The organism is Paenibacillus baimaensis (assembly GCF_025567575.1).
Window position 1 is genome coordinate 181,091 of the sequence record NZ_JAOQIO010000107.1, and the last position, 21,370, is coordinate 202,460.

The following is a 21,370-nucleotide window of genomic DNA, read 5'->3' on the forward strand; positions in this document are numbered from 1 at the left end:
AGGACAATCCGACTTTTATAGAGGGGAAAACTACTTTCCGTCTCCCGCCTCTACCTCCGACCAGCTTTTTAACCTTTGACAGCACCTGCGGTAACCTGCATGAACGACTTGTTCGCTATCATATAGACCACGAGAATCGGCAGGAACGATAGACAAGCACCGGCCATCATCAGTTGAGTCTCTGCAGCTGCACCAATACCATAACGAAGATTCGCGAGACCTACCGTCAGTGTCTGCAGCTTCGGCGAGGTCATGGTGAATACGAGCGGCAAAATATATTCATTCCAGGCACCGCGAAACGTGAACAAGGCCGTAACTGCAAGCGCCGGACGCAGCAGCGGAAGAATGATTTTCCAGAAAACGCTATAAAAGTTACAGCCGTCAATGTAAGCAGCCTCGTCCAAATCGCGGGGAATCGCCTTGAAAAAACCGATCAACATAAAATAAACCGTAGCATGGGAGCTGATCAGGATGATAATGACACCCCACAGCGATTTGTTCAAGCCGAGCATGACCATCAAATCAAATTGCGGTCTGAGTACGACAGCACCAATGGAAATAAACATCGTACTTGCCTGCAGCGCGACATACAGTTTTTTGCCTGGAAACTTCGTACGGTCTATCGCGTAGGCGGCCATCGAAGCGATCAGCAGCGTTGCAATTGTGACCATGGTGCTAATAAAGAAGCTGTTCCAGGTAAATAGCGCAAAATTGGCCTGCTTCCAGGCAGTAGCATAATTCGAGAACTGCCATACGGTTGGCAGAAAAGTAGCTCCCGTGGTTAATTCGGCATTCGTTTTGAGTGAACCCAGAACAGCCATAATTAGCGGGTACAGCGTGACAAAAGCTATACTGATTAAAAATGCCCATTTTACAATATGCCCCAACCAATAGCTTGCCCTAATTCCATTGTGATTCAAGTTTGTATCCATCTCACTTACACCCCGCTTTCCTTAATCCTGATTCAGCCGTTTGGACATGTAAAAATAAATGATCGTAATGAAACCGACAATCAAAGCTGTTGTAAATCCAACCGCGCTGCCGTAGCCGATTTGCTGTACAGTGGCCGTTGACGCCGACACCGGGAAAAACTGCTTGTATACATACAGGTACATGACCTCTGTTTTGCCGAACGGTCCCCCCTCGGTTAATACCATGATGCTCTCATAGCCTTTCAATGCCGTGATGATGGCCAGCATAATAATCATTTGCAGTACGGTACCGAGCATTGGAAGCGTGATATACCAGAACTTTTGCGCTGCATTCGCTCCATCGAGTGATGCACTCTCATATACATCCTCTGGTATGCCCTGCAAGCCGGCAATAAACAGCAGCATGTAATTACCGATCCCGCCCCATACCGCAGTAATGATAACCGTAAGCATCGCATATTGCGGACCGAGCCAATCTATTGATTGGGAAATAACCCCATACTTGATCAGAAATTGATTAAGCACACCGTTATATGAATTGAAAATAGTAAAAAATACGATCGACATGACCGATGCACTGATAATAGTAGGCATAAAATAAATCGCTCTGAACAATCCTTTACCTTTCAAGCCGCGGTTTAAAATGACCGCAAGCAATAGCGAAATCGGCAGTACCAGAATGATTTTACCGCCCGCATAGACAAATGTATTGTACACGGAATGCCAAAACTCCTGATCCCGCAGCAGTCTGGAAAAATTATCAAGACCTATAAATCGGGGTATCCCAAAGCCTTGATAATCGTAAAACATATAGCGTAGCGCCCAGACGATGGGATAGATGCCAAGCGCCAGTGTCAGGAACAGACTTGGAAAAATGAAAATATATGAGTTGAACAGAGATACACGTTTACGCATCGTCTATCAGCTCCTCCCGTTCGTTTTTTTATAGCATATTACATGCGAGCCAGAGGGCGGGAGCGGTAATTCAACTGGCACCATAGGACAAAGCAACTTAATTTGAATTTGAACGGAGTCGAACTCATCTACAGTCCATAACAAAAACCCCATCGCGGCACGACGGGGTTTGCTCTTGATCGGATTATTATTTTCAGCAGCTACTAATATTTAATCTGCCCATACATCCTTCATGAGCCTCTTGATGCGGCTCTCTCTTTCTTTGGTAGCTGCAGCGTCAGTTACCCAAATTCCCTTCTGCTGCTCGACCGCATGTCCCGCCTTCACTCCAGCTGCAACCTGACTCCGTGGAACATCGGTCATCACGCCCGCAATTTCAATGACGTAGTATTTACCTTCAATACGATCTACAATTCCTTTCAAGCTACTTCTCCTTCCTTTCCGTAGCAATCGTGACGTTCTTTCCATCCGATATGACGGACACCGTCCCCTGCAAATCATTGCGATAGACGCTGGCTCCTGCTTTTTTCAGGCGGGATAAAATCGTCTTGTCCGGGTGACCATAATTGTTGTCTTTGCCCGATTGAATAATCGCATACTGGGGCTTCACCTTGTTCAGGAAGGTTAAGGAGGTTGAAGACTTCGATCCATGATGCCCTACCCCCAACACGGTCGACGACAGATCCACACCCGATTTAATCATATCCTTCTCACTTGCCGCCTCTGCATCACCGGTTAACAGCAGCGTAGTCGTACCATAAGTAATTTTCACGACAGCACTCATGTTGTTTGCATTGTCATATACAGCAGCCGGGGCGATCATCTCCACTTGAACCTCTTTGTCCCAGTCCAACGTTAAACCGGCTTTGGCCGTTTGGACCTTGAGCTTTTTATTGCTGATCGATTCCAATAACGATTCAAAGGTACGGGTATTCGAAGATATTTTGGGCATATATATTTTGTCTACAATCGTTTGATCAATGACCTTATCCAAGCCTCCGATATGATCCGCATCCGGGTGTGTCCCGATTACGATATCGAGCTTTGTGATTTGATATTGCTTGAGATAATCCAGCATGACTTGTTCTTTGTCGTTATTACCTGCATCAATAAGCATCGTTTTGCCAGATGGACTGATCAGCAGCTGACTTGCCCCTTGCCCGACATCCAAAAATAACACCTGAAGCTTTCCATCGGCTCGCAAAATAGTCGTAGATCCCACAGATTCATTATGTACAGTTAGAGGTGAACAGCCCGATAATACAACCAGGACGAGACCCATAATCCAAACTTTCCATTGTGCCATACTTCTGTTAGCTCTCCTCATGATGATAGTAGGACATTGGAATAAATAAAAGCCCCTAAGCTAGTTTATAACTCGGAGCCGTTCTTTTCAATGTTTTCCATGCAATAAGTGTTCATCGTATGCAGGCTTCAAGCTTGTTGATATCATACTGGCCTTGCTGATCATCTCTCTAAAGCTCGAAGAAGCGTAATTGTGATCGAAACCGTTAATATAACCTACTGCTGCCGATAATGTAATATTCATCACATGCATCGGCTCCGTCAGCTGCTGAATCAGCTTCTCTACTTCCTGTAATTTCCTTGTTGAAATAATGACGAACTCGTCGCCGCCATATCTGCATATGTAGTCCTGTTCATTCGTTATGTTTTTAAGCAGGGTTGAAAAATGAATAAGCACATCATCACCAACTGGATGTCCGTGCTTTTTATTAATAAGGCCAAAATCATTCAGATCTATAAACAAAATATGAAACATCCGATTCAGAGCAACAAAATGATTAAACACATATTCCATATATGCGGATCGATACAAGCCTGTTAGCAGATCCTCATATTTGCCAAGTGTTGTTTTTAGCACCTCTCTGGTTACAATGCCCTCTGCATGATTGCCATCTTTGACAATTAAGCGTTTGACTTGATGCTGCTCCATGATGGAAATAGCATCTCCAATAAAGGTTGACTTGGGAATACAGATCGGATTCCCCGTCATCGCATCTGCGACGATCCGGTTGGGATGAACCGAACGTATATCCTTGGAAGTCAGAATACCGGTAATCTGACCTTGATCATTCACCACAAGTGAATTGACACCGAGTTCATCCATCAGCCTGGCTGCGTATTGAACACTTTTGCCAGAAGTGATATATTGCAGCTCTTCCGATATCAAGTCCTCCACCTTCAATTTAATTCTACCTCCCGCTCAACGAACATCGTAAATTTCAACTCGGCTCGCAATACCATGCATTCATTCACCATACAATCGGCTTCCTCCATAATAATTTCCAGTAGTAGCTGCTGATCCATCATTTCCAATAAGGAGCGACGAATTAATATTCCCTCCACCTTGGGGTGATCAATCTTTAATACTGTAAATTGTTCTGGGGAGAGCGCTTCCGCCATGCGCATAACAGCTTCGGGTCCCACTGGAGCCTGCTTGCCGATGATTAATAAATCCTGCATGGGGGGTAGTTCGAATTCACTGATAACCATGGACAAATTAGCTTTTCGGGAATAAGAAGACTTATTTCTCATCAATAACATCCTTAAACTATTTTGACTTGGGGGAACTTTCATAAATATGTATTAAATATACATGAAAGTGCTACCAAAATCCACTATTAATCGACAATGATTACCATTTATTAGGCCTTATTTACCACTTTTATTATGATCCTCCGTTTAATAATACCAGGATGAAAGTATGATATGCAAAGCAGCTTCAATTAAAAACAAAAAAGGCGCTCATCACTTGGTGGGATGTTTGTCCGTAACACCACCCCCAAAGATAGGACCACCTTTTATAAAGTTTACTTCGATAACACGGATAATAACGATTCCCCAAACGAATCCTGATCTACATAAAGTGTACAACTGGGATGTGTACGAAGAATAGTAGACGGATTGGCTGTCGTTATCGGCATGTTTAATGTACGGTGAACGGCCTCCCGTTTAGTCAGGCCAGGGACCATGCAAAACAGCTCAGACGCAGACATCAGGGCAGGAATCGTTAAAGTAAGCGCATGCGTAGGCACTGATTGCAATTCCGGGAAACATCCGTCATTCACCTGCTGCTGTCGGCATGCATCCTCCAGTACAATAGGTTTGATGATAGCCAGATCTGCAAAGTCCGCTACCGGCGGATCGTTAAAGGCGATATGTCCATTCTCTCCGATACCGAGAAAGACAAAATCGATCGGTGCCTCCTGCAACAGCTCGGCGTATCTGTGACATTCCATCTCTGCGTCTAAGCTGCCATCAATGAGATGCACAACACCTGGGTTCACTTTATCGAAAATGCTACTTTTCAGAAACTCCGCAAAGCGCTGAGGCGATCCTTGCGGCAGCCCTATGTACTCATCCATATGAAATGCAGTGATTCGCTCCCAGTCGAGACCCTCCTCTCGGCTTAACTGTTCCAGAAACTCATTCTGAGAAGGGGCTGCTGCAAATACGATACGTACACGCTCCTGCTCCGCAAGTCGTTTGCGTACGGCCTGTGCCGCCTGTCGTCCAGCCGCTGCGCCTAATTCGCGTCTTCCTCTATATACGTTCACCTGCAAATTTTCAACCTTCAGACTTTGATGCGGTTTATCCAACACGACTTCACTCTGCCTGTTAGAAGATTCATAGGTACCCAGAATGATTTCAAGCGCATGAATACCTTCTTCCCCTGGGATAATCGGTGCGCGATGTTCCTGAACAGCCAGAGCCATATCGCGAAGTTGCAGACGGTGTCCGTCAGGGATAACCTGGAACGGCTCAAAGGCAGGGATCTCCAGCTCTTCACCATTCACCTTTAGCAGCTCAATGTCGTCTTCCTTGTAAATGAGGGTTCCCCGTTCCCCATGGATCTCCAGCCGTTGGCCTAAGTCAGGATATACCGTTGTGGTGATTTCCATGACACCCATGGCGCCATTATGGAAGCTGAGCAGGGAAACGGCGGTATCCTCTACCTCAATTTGTCTTAACATCGTGTTTGCTCGTCCATAGATGGATTTGACCGGACCCACCAGCCATTGCAGCAGGTCAACCGTGTGAATCCCCTGATTCATCATGGAACCGCCCCCGTCAATCGCCCATGTCCCCCTCCAGCCGGCACTGTCATAATACTGCTGGCTGCGGTATATTTTCACATAGGCATCACACAGACTTAATTTTCCCAGTCCGCCATCAGCGATAAACTGCTTAACAAATTGGGCGGCGGGAGACATTCTTCTTGGAAAAATCGTCGCAAGCAGAACACCCTGCTCCTTGCATTCCCGAATCATCCGATACGCATCTTCCATATGGATCGCCATGGGCTTCTCCACCACCACATGTTTGCCCGCTCTTGCGGCTAGCAGTGTCTGCTCAGCGTGGTATCCGCTTGGTGTACAAATGCAAACAACCTCGATCTCATCATTCTGCAGCATATCCTCGAGCTGTACGTACAGCTGACCTCCATGCTTTTCTGCAAATTGCTTTCCTTTCTCCTCATTCTTTTCACATATGGCAACCAGTTCCGCCTCTTCGATCTCGTGGATGGCATTTGCATGAATCTCGGCAATGACACCACATCCCAGAATGCCAAATTTGGTCTTCTTTACTGTGCTCATACCTGTCGCTTCCTTTCCTGCGTATTTAAATGGATAACAAGATCATCCGCCGTGATGGTCGCTTCGGACGTCTTGAGAATGTCATCCTGAGACACAGTAGCATTTTCTCCTTGAATACGCCGTATAAAGTCGCTTGTAATGGAATGCTTCGGCTGTTCAAGTGGAACCAATCCCATAGGCGATTGATTCGTCAATTGGATCATAACGGTATCCTTCTGCAACAGAGGATCGCCTTGCAGACGGAGCTCGGCACAACCTTCGGTACCTGTTACGAAGATACGGCCATCCCCCCAAGTCCAGCTCTGGCTTGGCGTGTGCCAATCCGTATATAGCTGGGCAGTGATACATTCCTTCATGACGACCTGTACGCTGGCCGTGTTATAGAAAGTCGGGTATTCAGGCAAAATCGTTTTGCTGACATACCCGTTAATCGTTTCTATTTCTTTACCGGTCAACCATCGCAAAAGATCGAAATCGTGCACCAGCAGATCAATCAGGATACCGCCAGACTGCTGTTTGGAGAAGAACCACGCGGGTCTTTTCGCTGCATCCAGTCGATGAGGCTTGCGCATGCCGATCGAGACGATATCGCCCAGTACCCCTTGATCAATCTGTTTCTTTAAGGTGTAGATTGCGGGATGAAATCGTTCGGTAAGCAGCATCCCGACTTGAATTCTCCCCCGTTCGATCACTGCCTTCAGCCGCTCAAGCCCTTCTGTGCTCGTAACAGCCGGTTTATCGATCATGATAGGTTTGTCATGGCTTTCACATAACTCAATCACATTAATCTTTTGATCATTAATCGATGCACAGCCGACAATCGATACCGACTCACCCAGCAGGCTTTCTTTCTCTTTCACAAGAGGGATTCCGAATTTATCTGCAAAGCTTTGTGCCAACTCCACATTCTCATCCTCGTAGATTCCGGCACATGTATATCCGAGCTCAAGCATCTCACTGATAAATATTCCGATATGCGCATGCTGACAACCAATAATTGAAAACTGACGAGCATTCATCATTGTAAATCCCCATTTCACCCAAATATAATAGCAGAACAGGATAGAAGCCCATCGTTAGACAGTCTTCTAGATGTAAAATTATTCCATTAATTGTTTTTCTCGAAGATTTTGTCGGCTTCTTTACGGAAATCAGCGACCGCCTCATCAATGGTCACTTTACCAAATTGCTGCTTTTGCACTGTTTGTTCAAACAGCTTGGTCACTTCACCCGTGCCTTTTGGTCCACCATCATACATCGAAGGTTTATCGCTGGTCACATGCTGCAGCATTTTCACCATTTTCTTATCACGCTCATTGAATTTCGCGGTCAGGTACTCCAGCATTTTTTTATTTTCCGGCATGCCTCTTTCCGTTTCCAATATATCTGCCGCTTCCTTCGAATTCAGGAAAAAATCAAGGAACATTGCTGCTTCCTTCGGATACTTCGTTTTGGCCGAAGCGGAAAGGAACATCGCCGGTAAAATCGCACTGCCGGATTGTTTATCCTTCGGATAAGAAACCATATCGATTTTATCCTTCATCACATTCTCATATGCCGGGAACGTAGCTGTAAATTGAGGTCCCATGATGGGAACAATCCCTTTCATTAACCCATCCTTATTAGGATCAGCATTACCGATTGGCAGGAACGAAGCGGTCATGGTAGCTGGCGGTACAATGCCTTCCTTACGGGCATCATCCCACATTTTCAGCCAGTTTGTGAACGTCGGGTCCGTGTAGCCGAGTCGGTTATCCTTATAAAGCTGCTCACCGACAGAAAACACATAATACATGTAGGCTTCCAAGGATGTCGACATATCGAATGCACCGTATATTTTATCTCCAAGCTTGGACTTCACTTCGCGTGCCTTATCAAAATATTCCTTCCAGGTCATGTCGAGCTTCGGAGGCTCAACCCCTGCCTGTTGGTACATTTCTTTATTGTAGATTAAGACGGAGGCATTATCGGAAACCGGCAATCCGGTCAGCTTGCCTTTAACCGTTCCTTGATTCTTCACCACATCCGCATTCAAATCATCAATTTTGAGCTCCTTGCCCACTTGAGGAGTGAGGTCGGCGAGCACACCACGATCCGAATATTCCTTAATGTAGAGAATACTCATCTGCATGATATCAGGAACATTGTTGCCGGCCACCTGGGTGGACAGCTTCTCCCAGTACCCATCAAAGCTCGTATACTCTGGTTTAATTTTGATATTCGGATGGAGCTGTTGGAACTTGTCAATGACCTTCAGCGTTCTGTCGTGCCGTCCTTGACTTCCCCACCAGGCAAATCTCAGCTCCACGTTCTGCTGGGCTTGTGTTTGTTTGGGATCGACTTTCTCTGTAGTGGTTGCTTGATTCTTCTCCGTAGGAACACATCCGGCCATAAGGCCCCCTAATAAGGTTAAACTTAGTAACGAGCTGAAAAATGTGCGGCTCCTTGCATGATGACTAGCCATTGTTGATACACCCCTTATCCATTTACTTGCTTACCTAACTATTATAAAATTTGTGGATTTTAATAGAATAAGAGAAATCTACAAAATATATTGAAAATATACGGACTGTTATTAATGATTAAACTCGGAAGGATTTAATCCCGTATGTTTTTTGAATAATTGGCTGAAATAGGCATGGTTCTTATAACCGACCAATTCAGAAATTTCAAAGATCTTATAGTTGCCGCTGAGCATAAGCTCCTTGGCTTTGCCCATACGGATTCGCGTCATATAGCTGTTGTAGTTTTCTCCGGTTTCCTGCTTAAAAATCTGACTCAAGTAATTCCGGGTCAAATAAACCTTATCCGCCAAAACATCGAGAGTGATGTCTTCGGCATAATGATCCTGCACATAGCGCATGATGAAATCAATCGTTTTGCGATGCTTCTGGCTGCTCCTTCGATTCATAACCTCACAGATCGGGAGCAGCAGCTCACGCAGCCAGGCGGCAAAATCAGGAATGCTGTACAGAAGCTCAAGTTCCTTGTACATGTTGAAGCCGGCATGAATATCCTCGATCTGCAAGCCGTGATCATACAGAGCCAATGCCAGGATGCCAACGATATCGACGGAAAATTCCCTTAGCACGCTAATGCTCGGCACGTCGCCCTTATGCAGCGATTTGGTCAGCTCTGTAATTCGTTCCTCTACCAAATCCTCTTGGCCTGATATAACGGCATCGATGATAACCTGATAGCTTTCCATGGGACGGCGCGTAACCGTTTTGGACAAATCCTTAACATCCTCGGCGACGATAAGCTGCTTATTCCGCATTTCTTCCCGCTCCGCCAACAAATCAACAGCAGCCGAATAAGATTTAGGAATGTCGGAAATATGATCCCCGATGAAGCCAACAGAAGCCCATACCTGCAGCTTTAAGTACTTTTGTATTTTTTCTAAAAATTCGTGCGCTATTTCCTTAACCTGCAGCTTCACATGGTCCTTTTTCACATGCGACGGCGTCGAGACAATAACCGTAATTAAATTACGCTGAATGTCGGCCACGTACACGCCCTTCTTGCTTTGAGACAGCTCATCCACAATATTACTGATAGCATATGCAAACAGGGATACATCGCTCGGTTTAAAGCTCCGCTCCCGATTCATGAAAAATTCAATTAATAAAACGGTGAAATATTGTCCGGACAAATCGATCTTCAAATATTCGGACACTTTGCGATAAAATGGCGTATGGCAAAATTCCGGTTCAAGCAGCCCTTTAAACATCTGCTTTCTCGTGATCGGCAGGTTGTATTCCAGAAGCTCTCGCAGCTCCTTGTCTTCCCTCTCGGAAGCCGCCCTTTTCTCAATTTTAAGTGCCGTTTCCTGAAGCACACGTTCAATTTCATCGAGTGTCGCCGGTTTGGATAAGTAATCGTTAACCTTCAGCTTTACTGCAGATTGAGCGTATTTAAAATCCTCATATCCGCTCAGGATAATAACTTCCACCATATTTCCATTTTCGCGTACAGCTTTAAGCATTTCGATTCCATCCATCACAGGCATAAAAATATCGGTCAATATAAGTTCTGGTCGGTGAACCCGGATCTTCTCCAATCCATCTCTGCCGTTCCTGGCGGTTGCCACCACCTCAATCCCGAATTCGTTCCAACGCACATTACGAGTAAGACCCTGAATCGTGGTGATGTCATCATCGATAATTACCGCTTTGATCATGAAACTTCTCCTTCGTAAGGTCTGGGTGCCTCTGTAAGCATTTTGGGCAAGGACAAGACAACCTTGGTTCCCACATCGATTTGACTATACAAGTGCACCCCAAAGTTTGCGCCAAAATACAGCTGAATGCGTTCATGTACATTACGTATGCCATTATGCTCTCTGCTTGGGTCAGCACCACCCACATCCATCCCAATTCCGTTGTCTTCAATGGCCAAATATATACTCCGTTCGTCTTCCCACCCAGTAATCTTAATCATACCCTCACCACGGGAATGAAGCCCATGAATCAGGGCATTTTCTACAAATGGCTGGATGATCAGTTTAGGCGTGTAGTATGTTTTTAACGAATCCGGTACCGAGATATCGAACTGAATCTTGTGTTTATGCCTGATTCTTTGCAGCTCCACATAACAATGCAGATGCTCAAGCTCCCTCTTCACCGTAATGAAGGTAGCTCCGCTGGATAGACCGATACGCAGCATCTTGCCAAGTAGAGCCAACATTTGGCTGATTTCCTTGCTGCCTGATTCAATCGCATGCCAATTAATCATATCTAAAGTATTGTACAAAAAGTGCGGGTTAATCTGCTCCTGCAGGATTTGGATCTCTGCTTCTCTTTTTTTCAGATGCTGCTCTTCCACCTGAACGATCAGCCGATCTATACGCTCCGTCATTTGATTGAAGTTCGCATTCAAATGTCCGAACTCATTCTCATAATCATTATCGATCTGAACGTTCAGCTTGCCAATTTTCATTAGGTTCATAGAATGAGTCAGTTTTCGAATGGGCGCAGCGAATTGTCGGGATAATAAGAACGCCATAATAATAGCGAGCAGAATACACAGGACAGATGCAATTAAAATAACGGTTTCTATCCTGCGGCTTCCTTTGGTAATATCCTCCCAGGGAATAACGTCCATCGTTATCCACAGCGTTCGATCCTGCTTATTCCAGATGATTAATTCCTTCTTCTCCAGCTTCGCTATTGCAAATTGCTCCGATTCCGATTGTGCCAATATAGCAGCCAGCTCGTTCCTATGACTCTCATAGGTAACGGCTTCTCCAGACGCATCGTTAAATTCCGCAATCAGCCGGGAATGTGTATCGAGCACAAATCGGCTTACATGGGTGCCGCTGCTCGAAACAATCTTTTGCACAAAAGGCATTTTTAAATTCACAACAAGGATACCGATCTCCTTGCCTGAGGGGGACAGCACTTTGCGGGCAAAGCTGACAACAAGCCGATCTTCGGGAGCATAGCTGCCTACCTCAACGGGGTGTGTGCCTATCCAGCAGTAGTCGGCATCCTTGATCTCGTTATACCAGGAGCTTCTTTCGATGATTTGATAATCGTACACGCCGCTGCCTGCAATGTGCTTGTCTACGCTGGTATCTTTGGCATACAGCTGTAAGGAGTGAATGCCTTCTTTGACATAGCTGGGTCGGCTCAGCATATCCACAATGTCTGAATTTTGCCCAATCCGCTCGAAGGATTGCTCGCTGAGCTGCAAATAATGGATCAGCTTCGGGTTACTGGCGAGGACAAGTGAATCATATTCGACGGATTGCAGCTGAATATCCAGCTGTTTATTGATTTCGTTCAATAAAAGTTTTCTTGAAGAGATCGTTTGCTCCACGACTTCCTGATTCGTAATATAATAGCTTGTAATACCGAGAAGCATGATCAATAATGCTGAAATGATAATGAAGGAAGCAAAGAAAGTTACCTGGAATGAAAAGGTTTTAAATGGATTCTTCATGATATAGATCACCTACTGTCCAGCCATTTAGCACTAGCATAAGGCCCGTGAACTCCTTTTGTAAACCCTTATCCTTTAATCCCCGTAGTGGTTATGCCTTCCACAAAATATTTTTGGGCAAGGATAAAAATGATAAAGCAAGGGATCACCGACAATAGCGACATTGCATACATCGGTCCCCATGTAACAGCCGATGAGTTGTCCAGAAATAAACGCAAAGCGAGCGGCACCGTGTACTTCGCAGTATCTGTCAAATAAATCATCTGCCCCAAGAAATCATCCCAGGTCCAGATAAAGCTGAATATCGCTGTCGTGATGAAAGCTGGTGAACAGAGCGGAAGTACAATTTTAAAAGCGATCCCCGGTGTAGAGCAGCCGTCTATCTTGGCGGATTCGTCCAAATCTCGTGGAATCCCACGAATGAACTGAATAATAAGGAACACAAAAAACGGGCTTACCGCCAAAAAATGCGGAACAATCAGCGGCAGTGTCGTCCCTACCCAATCAAAATATTTAAACAAAATATATTGCGGCACTAAAGTAACCTGTGCAGGAAGCATTAATGTCAGCATCAAAATCGCGAACCACATTTTCTTCAATGGGAAGTTCAGTCTTGCAAAACCAAAAGCAACAAATGCGCTCGATATTAATGTCCCAATCACGGAAAGGACTGCGATGAAAAAGGAGTTATAAAAAAAATGCGCAAAGCTGAAGCCAGGAATCGCTGTCCAGCCATTGGAGAAATTGTCCCAATGAAACTCACTTGGAATCAAATTCGCTTTAGGGATATCCTCATTTGATTTCAGAGAACTCCCCACCAACCAGAAGACAGGGTAAATCATCACGATACTGCACAAGGTCAAGAAAATATACTGAACTAGATTTTGTCGTTTCACCCTAATCCCCATCCGATCCATATAATTAAATGTTTGTTAAGTCTCATAGTGAACCCATCGTTTGGCCGACCAGAAAATCAATGCTGTAAATACGGCAATAATCATAAGCAGGATCCATGCTAAGGCACTGGCATAACCCATGTTAAAGTAAGCAAATGCTTTCTGGTATACGTACAAAGCATATACCAATGTCGAATTGATCGGCCCGCCTTTAGTGACGATGAACGCTTGCGTGAACATTTGAAAACTGCCAATAATTTGCATAACCAGATTAAATAAAATGATGGGGGTCAGCATGGGAAGCGTAATCGCAAAAAACGAACGAATCTTGGAAGCTCCATCCACAGAAGCAGATTCGTAAAGATCCCGAGGAATTTGCTTCAGTCCAGCCAAAAAGATAACCATCGAGGATCCAAACTGCCATACGGCCAACAAAACTAACGTGTATAGCGCCGTCCCCGGTGTATTAATCCAGTCGATACCTTGTATTCCCACAATGCTCAATGACTTGTTGAGGAAACCATCAGCACCAAACAGGTTTCGCCATATCGCAGATATCGCTACGCTGCCTCCGATCAGAGAAGGCAAATAAAATATCGCCCGGAACACGGACATGCCGCGTATCGCACGAAATAAAAGCATAGCTACCATTAAAGCAAAAAATAATTTCAGCGGCACAGAAAGCACTACATACGTGAAGGTTACCTGCATCGCCTTCCAAAAATCTTTATCATCAGTAAAAATTTCATGATAATTCCCAAAACCGATCCAGGTTGGCAGCTCCAGCAGGTTGTACGCTGTCAACGATAAATAAAAGGATTGGGACATCGGTCCAATCGTGAGGACGAATAGTCCCAGCAGCCAGGGAGAAATGAATACATAACCCCATATGGGTTCAATAAATCTGTTGAATTTTGCCACTCCAGTTCACTCCCTATCATTTGATCTAGTAGTTTTATAATCAAATGTTAGCTTGATTAGCGGTATTAATAAATGAGGGAAATCTATAAATAATAATAAAAATATACAGTGTTTTGGGGTTAATCCCCCATTGATAGAGGAACAACTGATCTGCTATCAGTAGAATTTGTCGAATATTTATATAATATTACCTATTTTTATAAAATATGTATTTTGCTATTATTATATTAAACTATGGAAAGGAGGCGATGGAATGATGAGGAAAAAGAACCTGGTTACTCTTTTTGCTGCTTTGACTTTATTTATGGTAGCGCTTACACCAGCTTGGGCAGATGGTCGATACAATTGTCCTACTTGCACCTGCAATCAATACAAATTTTTTGCGGATATCGATCTTGTCAACAGCAGCGGAACACATGCAATAACAACACTAGGACCCTACAGCACCTTCACACAAGCACAAACAGCTGCTGATAATTACGTCTCCATGTACCCGGAATATTCTTCTTATGTGTATGAAGCTGAATATTGTTCTCCCTGATTCAGCCTGGCTAGACATAACATGTTCATAGAAAGTACAAATAGACTGTTCCTTGGCTGCATGCAGCTGCGGGAACAGTCTATTCATTCGGTCACTCGCGCATTATTCACCTGACTTCTAATCCAGATCTACTTTATATATGCATGGAATCCCTTCCATATCGGATGTGAATATAATAAATGTGCCATCCGGTGAAAAAGCGGGGTGTGGATGCGCATCCTGCGTATTTCCATAGCTTTTCCAGCTGGTTCCATGAGAGCACAGCTTGTATTCCTTGCGCTCCTGAACATCAACAAGATAAATAAAATGCTGTTCGGGAAGCTGCCCGTCCCCGACAATTTTGGAATGATCATGATTGGATATAAAATGACAATATTTGGATGAATCCATCCATATTTCCTCTTCCAACGTATCCGGGTCCATAAAACGAATACTTTCGTGCCATTCATAATCTTCATGCCGATATACAAATGCGAATTTGGAGCCATCTGCGAGCCAGTATTCATGAGTGATCAATTCCTCATGGGTTTGCTCCTTGGCACAGCGCAGATTCGTACCATCCGCCTGAATCAGCCACAGCCTCGCATCAATCCGGTGACCGGGCCCCTCATGGCAAAATAATATCGTCGATGGATCATGGGGGCGAATTTGTGGGTGTCCCAGCCAGCAGTTCAGCTCTTCATGGACAATTCGACTCGTCTTTTGCTCGATATCGATATACATGATTCGGCAGTGCGGCTGCTTCGCCCACTGTAATTCAAAGGTGGACCAATCCCCCTTGCTGGCAATCACATCGCGATCATTGATTTCGACAAGCACCAGATAACGATCGTCCGAGCTTAAGCCCGGATTTGCATTTGGTGTCCAGCCCGCTTCGGTTTCGTAAAAAACCTCCTCTTCCAATGTAGCCATATCCATGCGGATGATTTGATGCTGACGGCAATAAATGAGATAACGATCATCGCTGGTAAGACTGCAGCCGAAGTCATGAACACCTGCCCCTTCTGTTAACTGAAGTGCAGAGCCATCCTGCAAATCCATCCGATACAGGTTGCGCTGTCCATTCCTTTCGCTGGCATATATGAGATAGCGATTGTCATTCGTTATCATCTTGTAATAGAAATAGGGATGATGATTCACTTGCTCAGGTGCGGTAAGCCGGGTCAAGGTTTGACCCGTGTATGAATCGGTGATGCCGTGAAATTCATTGTGAATGATAGTGCCTTTGGCCATGCCAATACCTCCCTGCCCATGATATGAGCTCACAAGATTTACTAGGATCGCAGCATCTGCTGCTTCTCAGTCGGCTTAACCGGCAGCCGCAGCTGCAGCACAGCACCACCAGTCGATTGATACTCGGCGTGAACCTCCCGACTAGCGCCCTCTTCAGAACCATCATCCTTATGCTCCGCATATTCAGCTGTTGCATCCAGCTCGCCAATGTTTCCTTCGGTTAAGCGAAATGCAAACATAAGCAGCGCTTGCTGGATTTGGATAAACGAGAATCGCTTGCTTTCCCCCGCATAGATGACGTAGTCCAGACACAGCTTATTTGGTTCACTAACCAGTTTCCATGCCGGCTGCTCCCCATCAAACGCTGCAAACAATAACTTCACACGCATTGTCTGATCCTCAATTCGAACGGACACAGACTCTGCATCGGCAGAAAAATCTTCGACTTCAATACCCTCCAGGCTTCCGCCAATTTCAAATCGAAGTCGCAGGTCGGCTGCTTCAATCGTTCCATCAATGGGATCCAGACCAATGTGGGTATCCCCGCCATTCGTGCAGAAGCCGATACCGAACAGCACATCGCCCTGCTCCTGCACACTGGTGTACACCGCAGATGAATAGTCGTAGCCATCATGCAGCAACCGCAGATGCATATAGCTGAAGCTATCGCCGTTCCTCACATAGCCAAGCAGGTTGCGACGCTGGTTCCACATCACATCCTTGCTAAATGTGCCCACACTGACAGCACCACTCATATAAGTGGTGGCAATATTCAAGGCATGGCCTGCCTCATCCTTTTGAATAACCTGCCGATTCGTTGTCGTTTCGGTATGCTCGAATGCAGATAAATACGCCTTGGGGCAATGAATTTCATTTCCATACCAATCCAGATTGTAGATGATGTCCTCATTAGGTCTCAATGAGAGCGTGCCACCGCTTGCCATTTGCAAAAATGACAGCACCTCTGGTGTCATTACCGTACTGTAGCTGCGACTGTGCGGTCCCGACCATTGGCGGCTTGGAGCATGAAAATGCTCGGCAGTCATACGCCATGCCACATCCAGCATATCGGCACTTAGCTGCCTGGCTTCCTCATTAACCGTTGCCGTGTGTATGCTCGCCAGCTCCTGTATCGCGACAATCGTATAGGTCGGACTGTTGAACTCCTGAAAGGTGCCCAAAGCCTTCGTATAATCACTGAATTTGCGCAGCCGCTCAAGTCCATAATCTGCATACGGCTTATGTCCGTACAGCTCTCCGGCAATTAGAGTTACAAATGCTCCCATAATCGCGATATTCGTATAGCCGGGGCCTACATTGCGCTTAATAATCGCATCGCAGGCGCAGCATACAGCTTGCTTAATCTGCTCCCTCAGCGAAGGGCTGAGCAGGTCGGCATGACGCTGCTCAGCTAATACAAGTCGTTTTCCGCAAAAGTCAGCCCAGTTCCAATCCGGTGGAGCCATCATCTCAAGCGGCTCCTCCATAAACCACGACCATATGCCATAAGTAGAGTTCTCCGGGTTCTGATCCTGTAGACCGATCACCTTACTAATGATCCCGGATGCACGCTCTGTATATTCAGCCTGCCTGCTGTCAAGCAGTCCCAACGCGTATACCAGAGCGGCAAGTGTAGGATGGGTATACTCGACATTTTTCAGGGTGCTGTGGTAGCCAGGGGTATGGAACGGCTTGCGCACCATCTGCACCTCTGGGTTATATTGTCCGTTCCATACATCCAATTGTTTAAGCAGCATTTGTTTTTGATCCATTACCATGATCCCTTTGCACAACTCCCTTATTCAAATAATCAAGCTTACTTGCCTTTTAAATTTTTCTCGTACCATTGCTGGGCTAGCTTATCGACATTGTCACCGCCAAGACGTTTCCATTCCTTGCGCAGCTGTTCAATCCCCCAACTGGCATTATATTGATTGCCACCTGTGATGACCTTGGTTTCGATTTCCTCAGCCAGTGGTGTGAACGCTGTCGCCGTCTCACTGAGCTCAGGGAACGTAGGGTTAAACGGGATATCCCTTCTAAACTTATTTTTCATAGCAACCTTTAATGATTCACCCTGAATTTTGGCGTATTCCTGTGATATGGCATCCTGTGCGGCCATCACGGCAAAGTCCTCCGGCTTCGGACTGTATTGGTCCAATACCGCATATTCAGGTGCGTACAGCAGCTCTTTTTTATTTTTCTCGGCATCAATCGCTTGCGGCACACCATTAACCAGCTTGTAGTGAACACCCTCTTGACCAAATCTGACGTCGAACCAATTTTTATCAATCATCCAATCCAACAGCTTCACGGCTGCTTCCGGGTCCTTCATATTTTTGTTAAATACGATCAGCTTGTTCGCAGGCGGCTCCTGAAACAGTCCGAATTTACCGTACTTTGTGGACACGGGCTCCAAAGGAACCAGCTTGGCATCCGGCACATTTTGCTTGAGCTCACGATATTCGGCGGCAATATTCCAGCTGGAAAAGTAGACACCCGCTTTCCCTGTCACTAACAGCTGTCTTTCCTTCTGGTAATTCTTATCGGTAATATATTCCTTATCGACCAAGCTTTCATCAAACATCGTTTTCAGCAGTGACAACACATCTGTATACCGATCGGTAAAGTTTCCTTTAACCATCTTGTCATTTTCCAAATACCACAGTCCGCTGTGCGCAGCAAACATCGCCTGAACAATGCCGTTGTAATTAAAATTAAAGGCGGCGCCGAGCGTATCATTTTTTCCGTTGCCATCGGGGTCCTTATCCTTAAACGCCCGCATCACCGTCATCAGCTCATCCATCGTTGTTGGAGTTTTTAAGCCGAGCTTGTCAAGCCAGTCCTGACGAATCCACATCGCATGGTTAGCTATCGCATCGACACCCCGCGCACTGGTAGCGATATAGGTTTTACCGTCAAACATCGTATACGGCTTCAATTCCGGGTGCGCTTTCAAATAATTTTTGTAGGAGGTACTGTATTTTTCAATATAATCGTCGATTGGCTGAATAGCTCCCTGATCCTTCAGCGTCGACATATAGTCACGGCCAAATTCCCACATCAGGTCCGGCGCCTCGCCTGCAGCGATTAACGTATTCATCTTTTGCGTGGATTGCGTTCGTACGACAGGCACCCATTTGACATTGATACCTGATTTTTCATTGATGTACTTGGTGACACGATTACTTTCATACGTTCCTTCATCGCTGGCCACCTGTCCTCGATCCAGGATCGTAATGCTGACCTCCTGCTTTTTCTTTTTATCAGTCCCGTTCGCTGCCGTATCCGTCTTCTTGTTGTCTCCTCCATCTGTACTGCATGCAGCGATTGGCACGATAGCCAAAGCGCCTGCCAGCATAAGAGCCATGTGTTTCTTGTGTAACATCATGATTTCGCCTCCGTTTGTTGTATGTTTGAGCCTTGCATGACTACCCTGCTGGGAACTGGATCAGCCTTTAATCGATCCGATCAATACCCCTTTGACAAAATACTTTTGTAAAAACGGATAAATACACAAAATCGGAGTAACGGATATAACGATGGCTGCCGCACGTATGCCCTCAGGTGTAACGAGATTTTGCATCGTCGCTCCCTCGCCACCGCTTGTAGCGTTCGCATTGAGCAGATTCTGGCTGGTCGTATCAATCATTTGCAGCAGCTTGACCATCAGGGACAGCTTGCCCGAGCTCGTAATAAACATCAGTACGTTCATATACGAATTCCACCAGCTCACCGCATAAAATAACGTCAGTGCTGCAATGATAGGCATCGATAGCGGAAGAATGATTTTCCAAATAATGAACAGATCATTAGCACCATCGATCGCTGCCGACTCTTCCAATTCCGCAGGCAAATTTTCAAAAAACGTTTTCATTACGAAGAAATTGTACGTACTCAACAGTCCTGGAAGCCATAATGCCCAATACGTATTCATAATCCCCAATGTCTTGATCAAAATATAGTTGGGAATCAGCCCACCACCAAACAGCATCGTGAAGGTAATCAACATCAGAATCAAATTCCGCCCCTTCAACCGTTTCCTGCTTAGCGGATAAGCAGCAATAATCGTTGCAATAATATTAAATAGCGTTCCGAGCACTGTAATGACTACTGTATTTTGCATCGCCTTGAACAGCTGACCATCATCAATCAAATTCGAAAAAGAGGAAAAATTGATTTCTTTCGGCCATAAAAACACTTCACCGGACATCACAGCGCGCGAACCGCTCATCGAGGTAGCCAGCACGTGGATGAATGGAAACAAAGTCAACATAGCCAGCAGGCCCATTAGCGTATACAACGTGCCGTAGAGGATTCTTACCTTAATTGACTGTCTGCCTATCACCTTATTTCCCCCTTTACCACAGCCCGTTTTCACCCATGGCTTTAATAAATTTGTTCACGCTTACAATCAAGATCAACCCGATAATCGATTGAAACAGTCCAAGAGCCGTCGTATAGCTGTACTGCATACCTTCAAGTCCTGCGTGGTACACATACGTGCTGATGACATTGGATACCTCATATACGGCTTTATTTTGCAAAATATAAATGTGCTCGAAGCCGACATCCATCATTTGTCCCACGCGCAAAATCAGCAGAATGGCAATCGTACTACGGATTCCAGGCAGCGTTACGTGCCAAATTCGTCTCAGCTTGTTCGCTCCATCGATTTTGGCCGCTTCATACAGCTGAGGATCGATACCCGCCATGGCCGCCAAATACAGAATCGTTCCCCACCCTGCATTTTGCCAAATTCCTGACAAAATGAACGTGATCGGCCACCAAAAGTTGCTTGCCATAAAGTAAATCGGCTCAATCCCGAGCAGCTTGACCAGCGCAATGTTGACGACACCTGTAGAAGGGGACAACAGCGCAATTACGATACCTCCCAGCACAACCCACGAAATAAAATGCGGGATGTACAGCAGGTTCTGGATGGTCCGCTTATACCACTCAACACGGACCTCATTCAAGATAATGGCCAGTACAATAGGCACCGGAAAAGCAAACACAATGCTGTACACATTCAGCAGCAGCGTATTTTTCAGTACATTAAAGAAATCCGGACTCGTAAACAACCGCTCAAAATGCTTGAGCCCTACCCACTGGCTGCCCCAGATTCCATCGGCAAACCGATAGTTTTTGAATGCAATGATCTCTCCGAACATCGGCGCGTACTTAAAAGTAAAATAGTAAGCCAATATCGGAAGCAGCAGCAGGTACAAATATTTATCCCGCTTGAGATATTTCCATGCCAGCTTCATTCGAGTCGGCTGCGCCGATTGATGTAGACCCGCTTCTGCGGGCGCCCCGCCGATTTGTGTTTTCAAAGCTGCACCTCCTTTCTGTTCTCCAAGATTACAC

19 protein-coding genes are annotated in these 21,370 nt (G+C 45.6%); 1 reads left to right on the top strand and 18 read right to left on the bottom strand.

Annotated features, from left to right (window positions below; all coding sequences use genetic code 11):
• Positions 1-68 precede the first annotated feature (68 nt).
• From OB236_RS31620 to OB236_RS31685, 13 genes are all read right to left on the bottom strand, one after another.
• Positions 69-932, bottom strand: a complete 864-nt coding sequence (locus tag OB236_RS31620; RefSeq protein WP_262687570.1) for a carbohydrate ABC transporter permease — start codon at positions 930-932, stop codon at positions 69-71.
• A gap of 21 nt (positions 933-953) precedes the next feature.
• A complete protein-coding gene (locus OB236_RS31625) occupies positions 954-1,847 on the bottom strand; it encodes a carbohydrate ABC transporter permease (RefSeq protein WP_262687571.1) in 894 nt (297 codons plus the stop codon).
• A gap of 210 nt (positions 1,848-2,057) precedes the next feature.
• The gene (locus tag OB236_RS31630) at positions 2,058-2,270 is read right to left on the bottom strand and encodes a DUF3006 domain-containing protein (protein ID WP_076232295.1); all 213 of its coding nucleotides are present in this window, start codon (positions 2,268-2,270) and stop codon (positions 2,058-2,060) included.
• A gap of 1 nt (position 2,271) precedes the next feature.
• Positions 2,272-3,153: a ComEC/Rec2 family competence protein gene (locus OB236_RS31635; RefSeq protein ID WP_262687572.1), complete on the bottom strand. Its 882-nt coding sequence runs from the start codon at positions 3,151-3,153 to the stop codon at positions 2,272-2,274.
• Positions 3,154-3,240: 87 nt separating this feature from the next.
• Complete coding sequence (locus OB236_RS31640) at positions 3,241-4,047, bottom strand: GGDEF domain-containing protein (protein WP_262687623.1); 807 nt, start codon at positions 4,045-4,047, stop codon at positions 3,241-3,243.
• A 2-nt stretch (positions 4,048-4,049) separates the two neighbouring features.
• Positions 4,050-4,403, bottom strand: coding sequence for a hypothetical protein (locus OB236_RS31645; RefSeq protein WP_076232302.1), 354 nt, complete (start codon positions 4,401-4,403; stop codon positions 4,050-4,052).
• Between the two features lie 275 nt (positions 4,404-4,678).
• The gene (locus OB236_RS39870) at positions 4,679-6,466 is read right to left on the bottom strand and encodes a Gfo/Idh/MocA family oxidoreductase (protein WP_317259401.1); all 1,788 of its coding nucleotides are present in this window, start codon (positions 6,464-6,466) and stop codon (positions 4,679-4,681) included.
• A complete protein-coding gene (locus OB236_RS31660; RefSeq protein WP_262687573.1) occupies positions 6,463-7,488 on the bottom strand; it encodes a Gfo/Idh/MocA family protein in 1,026 nt (341 codons plus the stop codon). Before OB236_RS31660 ends, OB236_RS39870 begins: the two co-directional genes overlap by 4 nt.
• Positions 7,489-7,574: 86 nt before the next feature.
• The gene (locus OB236_RS31665) at positions 7,575-8,930 is read right to left on the bottom strand and encodes an ABC transporter substrate-binding protein (protein ID WP_262687574.1); all 1,356 of its coding nucleotides are present in this window, start codon (positions 8,928-8,930) and stop codon (positions 7,575-7,577) included.
• Positions 8,931-9,041: 111 nt separating this feature from the next.
• Positions 9,042-10,646, bottom strand: coding sequence for a response regulator (locus OB236_RS31670; protein ID WP_262687575.1), 1,605 nt, complete (start codon positions 10,644-10,646; stop codon positions 9,042-9,044).
• Positions 10,643-12,409 carry a cache domain-containing sensor histidine kinase gene (locus tag OB236_RS31675; RefSeq protein ID WP_076232311.1) on the bottom strand — a complete coding sequence of 589 codons (1,767 nt, stop codon included), beginning with the start codon at positions 12,407-12,409 and terminating at the stop codon, positions 10,643-10,645. Before OB236_RS31675 ends, OB236_RS31670 begins: the two co-directional genes overlap by 4 nt.
• Before the next feature lie 68 nt (positions 12,410-12,477).
• Entirely contained in the window at positions 12,478-13,317 is an 840-nt protein-coding gene (locus OB236_RS31680) for a carbohydrate ABC transporter permease (RefSeq protein WP_262687576.1), read from the bottom strand.
• A 24-nt stretch (positions 13,318-13,341) separates the two neighbouring features.
• Complete coding sequence (locus OB236_RS31685) at positions 13,342-14,226, bottom strand: carbohydrate ABC transporter permease (protein ID WP_076232313.1); 885 nt, start codon at positions 14,224-14,226, stop codon at positions 13,342-13,344.
• Positions 14,227-14,479: 253 nt separating this feature from the next.
• Between OB236_RS31685 and OB236_RS31690 the strand changes: the two genes are divergently transcribed.
• Positions 14,480-14,767: a hypothetical protein gene (locus OB236_RS31690; protein ID WP_076232315.1), complete on the top strand. Its 288-nt coding sequence runs from the start codon at positions 14,480-14,482 to the stop codon at positions 14,765-14,767.
• A gap of 117 nt (positions 14,768-14,884) precedes the next feature.
• Here the strand turns inward: OB236_RS31690 and OB236_RS31695 are convergent, their stop codons facing one another.
• Genes OB236_RS31695 through OB236_RS31715 form a run of 5 tightly spaced genes read right to left on the bottom strand, consistent with a single transcriptional unit; the run spans position 14,885 to position 21,336 of the window.
• Entirely contained in the window at positions 14,885-16,000 is a 1,116-nt protein-coding gene (locus OB236_RS31695; RefSeq protein ID WP_262687577.1) for an oligogalacturonate lyase family protein, read from the bottom strand.
• A 41-nt stretch (positions 16,001-16,041) separates the two neighbouring features.
• Entirely contained in the window at positions 16,042-17,772 is a 1,731-nt protein-coding gene (locus OB236_RS31700) for a hypothetical protein (RefSeq protein WP_262687578.1), read from the bottom strand.
• A 44-nt stretch (positions 17,773-17,816) separates the two neighbouring features.
• On the bottom strand, positions 17,817-19,391 hold the full coding sequence (locus tag OB236_RS31705) for an extracellular solute-binding protein (protein WP_262687579.1): 1,575 nt from the start codon (positions 19,389-19,391) through the stop codon (positions 17,817-17,819).
• A 60-nt stretch (positions 19,392-19,451) separates the two neighbouring features.
• Positions 19,452-20,348: a carbohydrate ABC transporter permease gene (locus tag OB236_RS31710; protein WP_262687580.1), complete on the bottom strand. Its 897-nt coding sequence runs from the start codon at positions 20,346-20,348 to the stop codon at positions 19,452-19,454.
• 13 nt (positions 20,349-20,361) lie between these two features.
• Complete coding sequence (locus OB236_RS31715) at positions 20,362-21,336, bottom strand: ABC transporter permease (protein ID WP_262687581.1); 975 nt, start codon at positions 21,334-21,336, stop codon at positions 20,362-20,364.
• Between the last annotated feature and the right edge of the window lie 34 nt (positions 21,337-21,370).

Bases quoted from the DNA above. Each gene is read 5' to 3' on its own strand.
- OB236_RS31680 (WP_262687576.1), bottom strand. From the start codon at position 13,317: ATGGGGATTAGGGTGAAACGACAAAATCTAGTTCAGTATATTTTCTTG.
- OB236_RS31670 (WP_262687575.1), bottom strand. From the start codon at position 10,646: ATGATCAAAGCGGTAATTATCGATGATGACATCACCACGATTCAGGGT.
- OB236_RS31660 (WP_262687573.1), bottom strand. From the start codon at position 7,488: ATGATGAATGCTCGTCAGTTTTCAATTATTGGTTGTCAGCATGCGCAT.
- OB236_RS39870 (WP_317259401.1), bottom strand. From the start codon at position 6,466: ATGAGCACAGTAAAGAAGACCAAATTTGGCATTCTGGGATGTGGTGTC.
- OB236_RS31675 (WP_076232311.1), bottom strand. From the start codon at position 12,409: ATGAAGAATCCATTTAAAACCTTTTCATTCCAGGTAACTTTCTTTGCT.
- OB236_RS31635 (WP_262687572.1), bottom strand. From the start codon at position 3,153: ATGGCACAATGGAAAGTTTGGATTATGGGTCTCGTCCTGGTTGTATTA.
- OB236_RS31625 (WP_262687571.1), bottom strand. From the start codon at position 1,847: ATGCGTAAACGTGTATCTCTGTTCAACTCATATATTTTCATTTTTCCA.
- OB236_RS31645 (WP_076232302.1), bottom strand. From the start codon at position 4,403: ATGAGAAATAAGTCTTCTTATTCCCGAAAAGCTAATTTGTCCATGGTT.
- OB236_RS31705 (WP_262687579.1), bottom strand. From the start codon at position 19,391: ATGATGTTACACAAGAAACACATGGCTCTTATGCTGGCAGGCGCTTTG.
- OB236_RS31665 (WP_262687574.1), bottom strand. From the start codon at position 8,930: ATGGCTAGTCATCATGCAAGGAGCCGCACATTTTTCAGCTCGTTACTA.
- OB236_RS31700 (WP_262687578.1), bottom strand. From the start codon at position 17,772: ATGGATCAAAAACAAATGCTGCTTAAACAATTGGATGTATGGAACGGA.
- OB236_RS31690 (WP_076232315.1), top strand. From the start codon at position 14,480: ATGATGAGGAAAAAGAACCTGGTTACTCTTTTTGCTGCTTTGACTTTA.
- OB236_RS31620 (WP_262687570.1), bottom strand. From the start codon at position 932: ATGGATACAAACTTGAATCACAATGGAATTAGGGCAAGCTATTGGTTG.
- OB236_RS31695 (WP_262687577.1), bottom strand. From the start codon at position 16,000: ATGGCCAAAGGCACTATCATTCACAATGAATTTCACGGCATCACCGAT.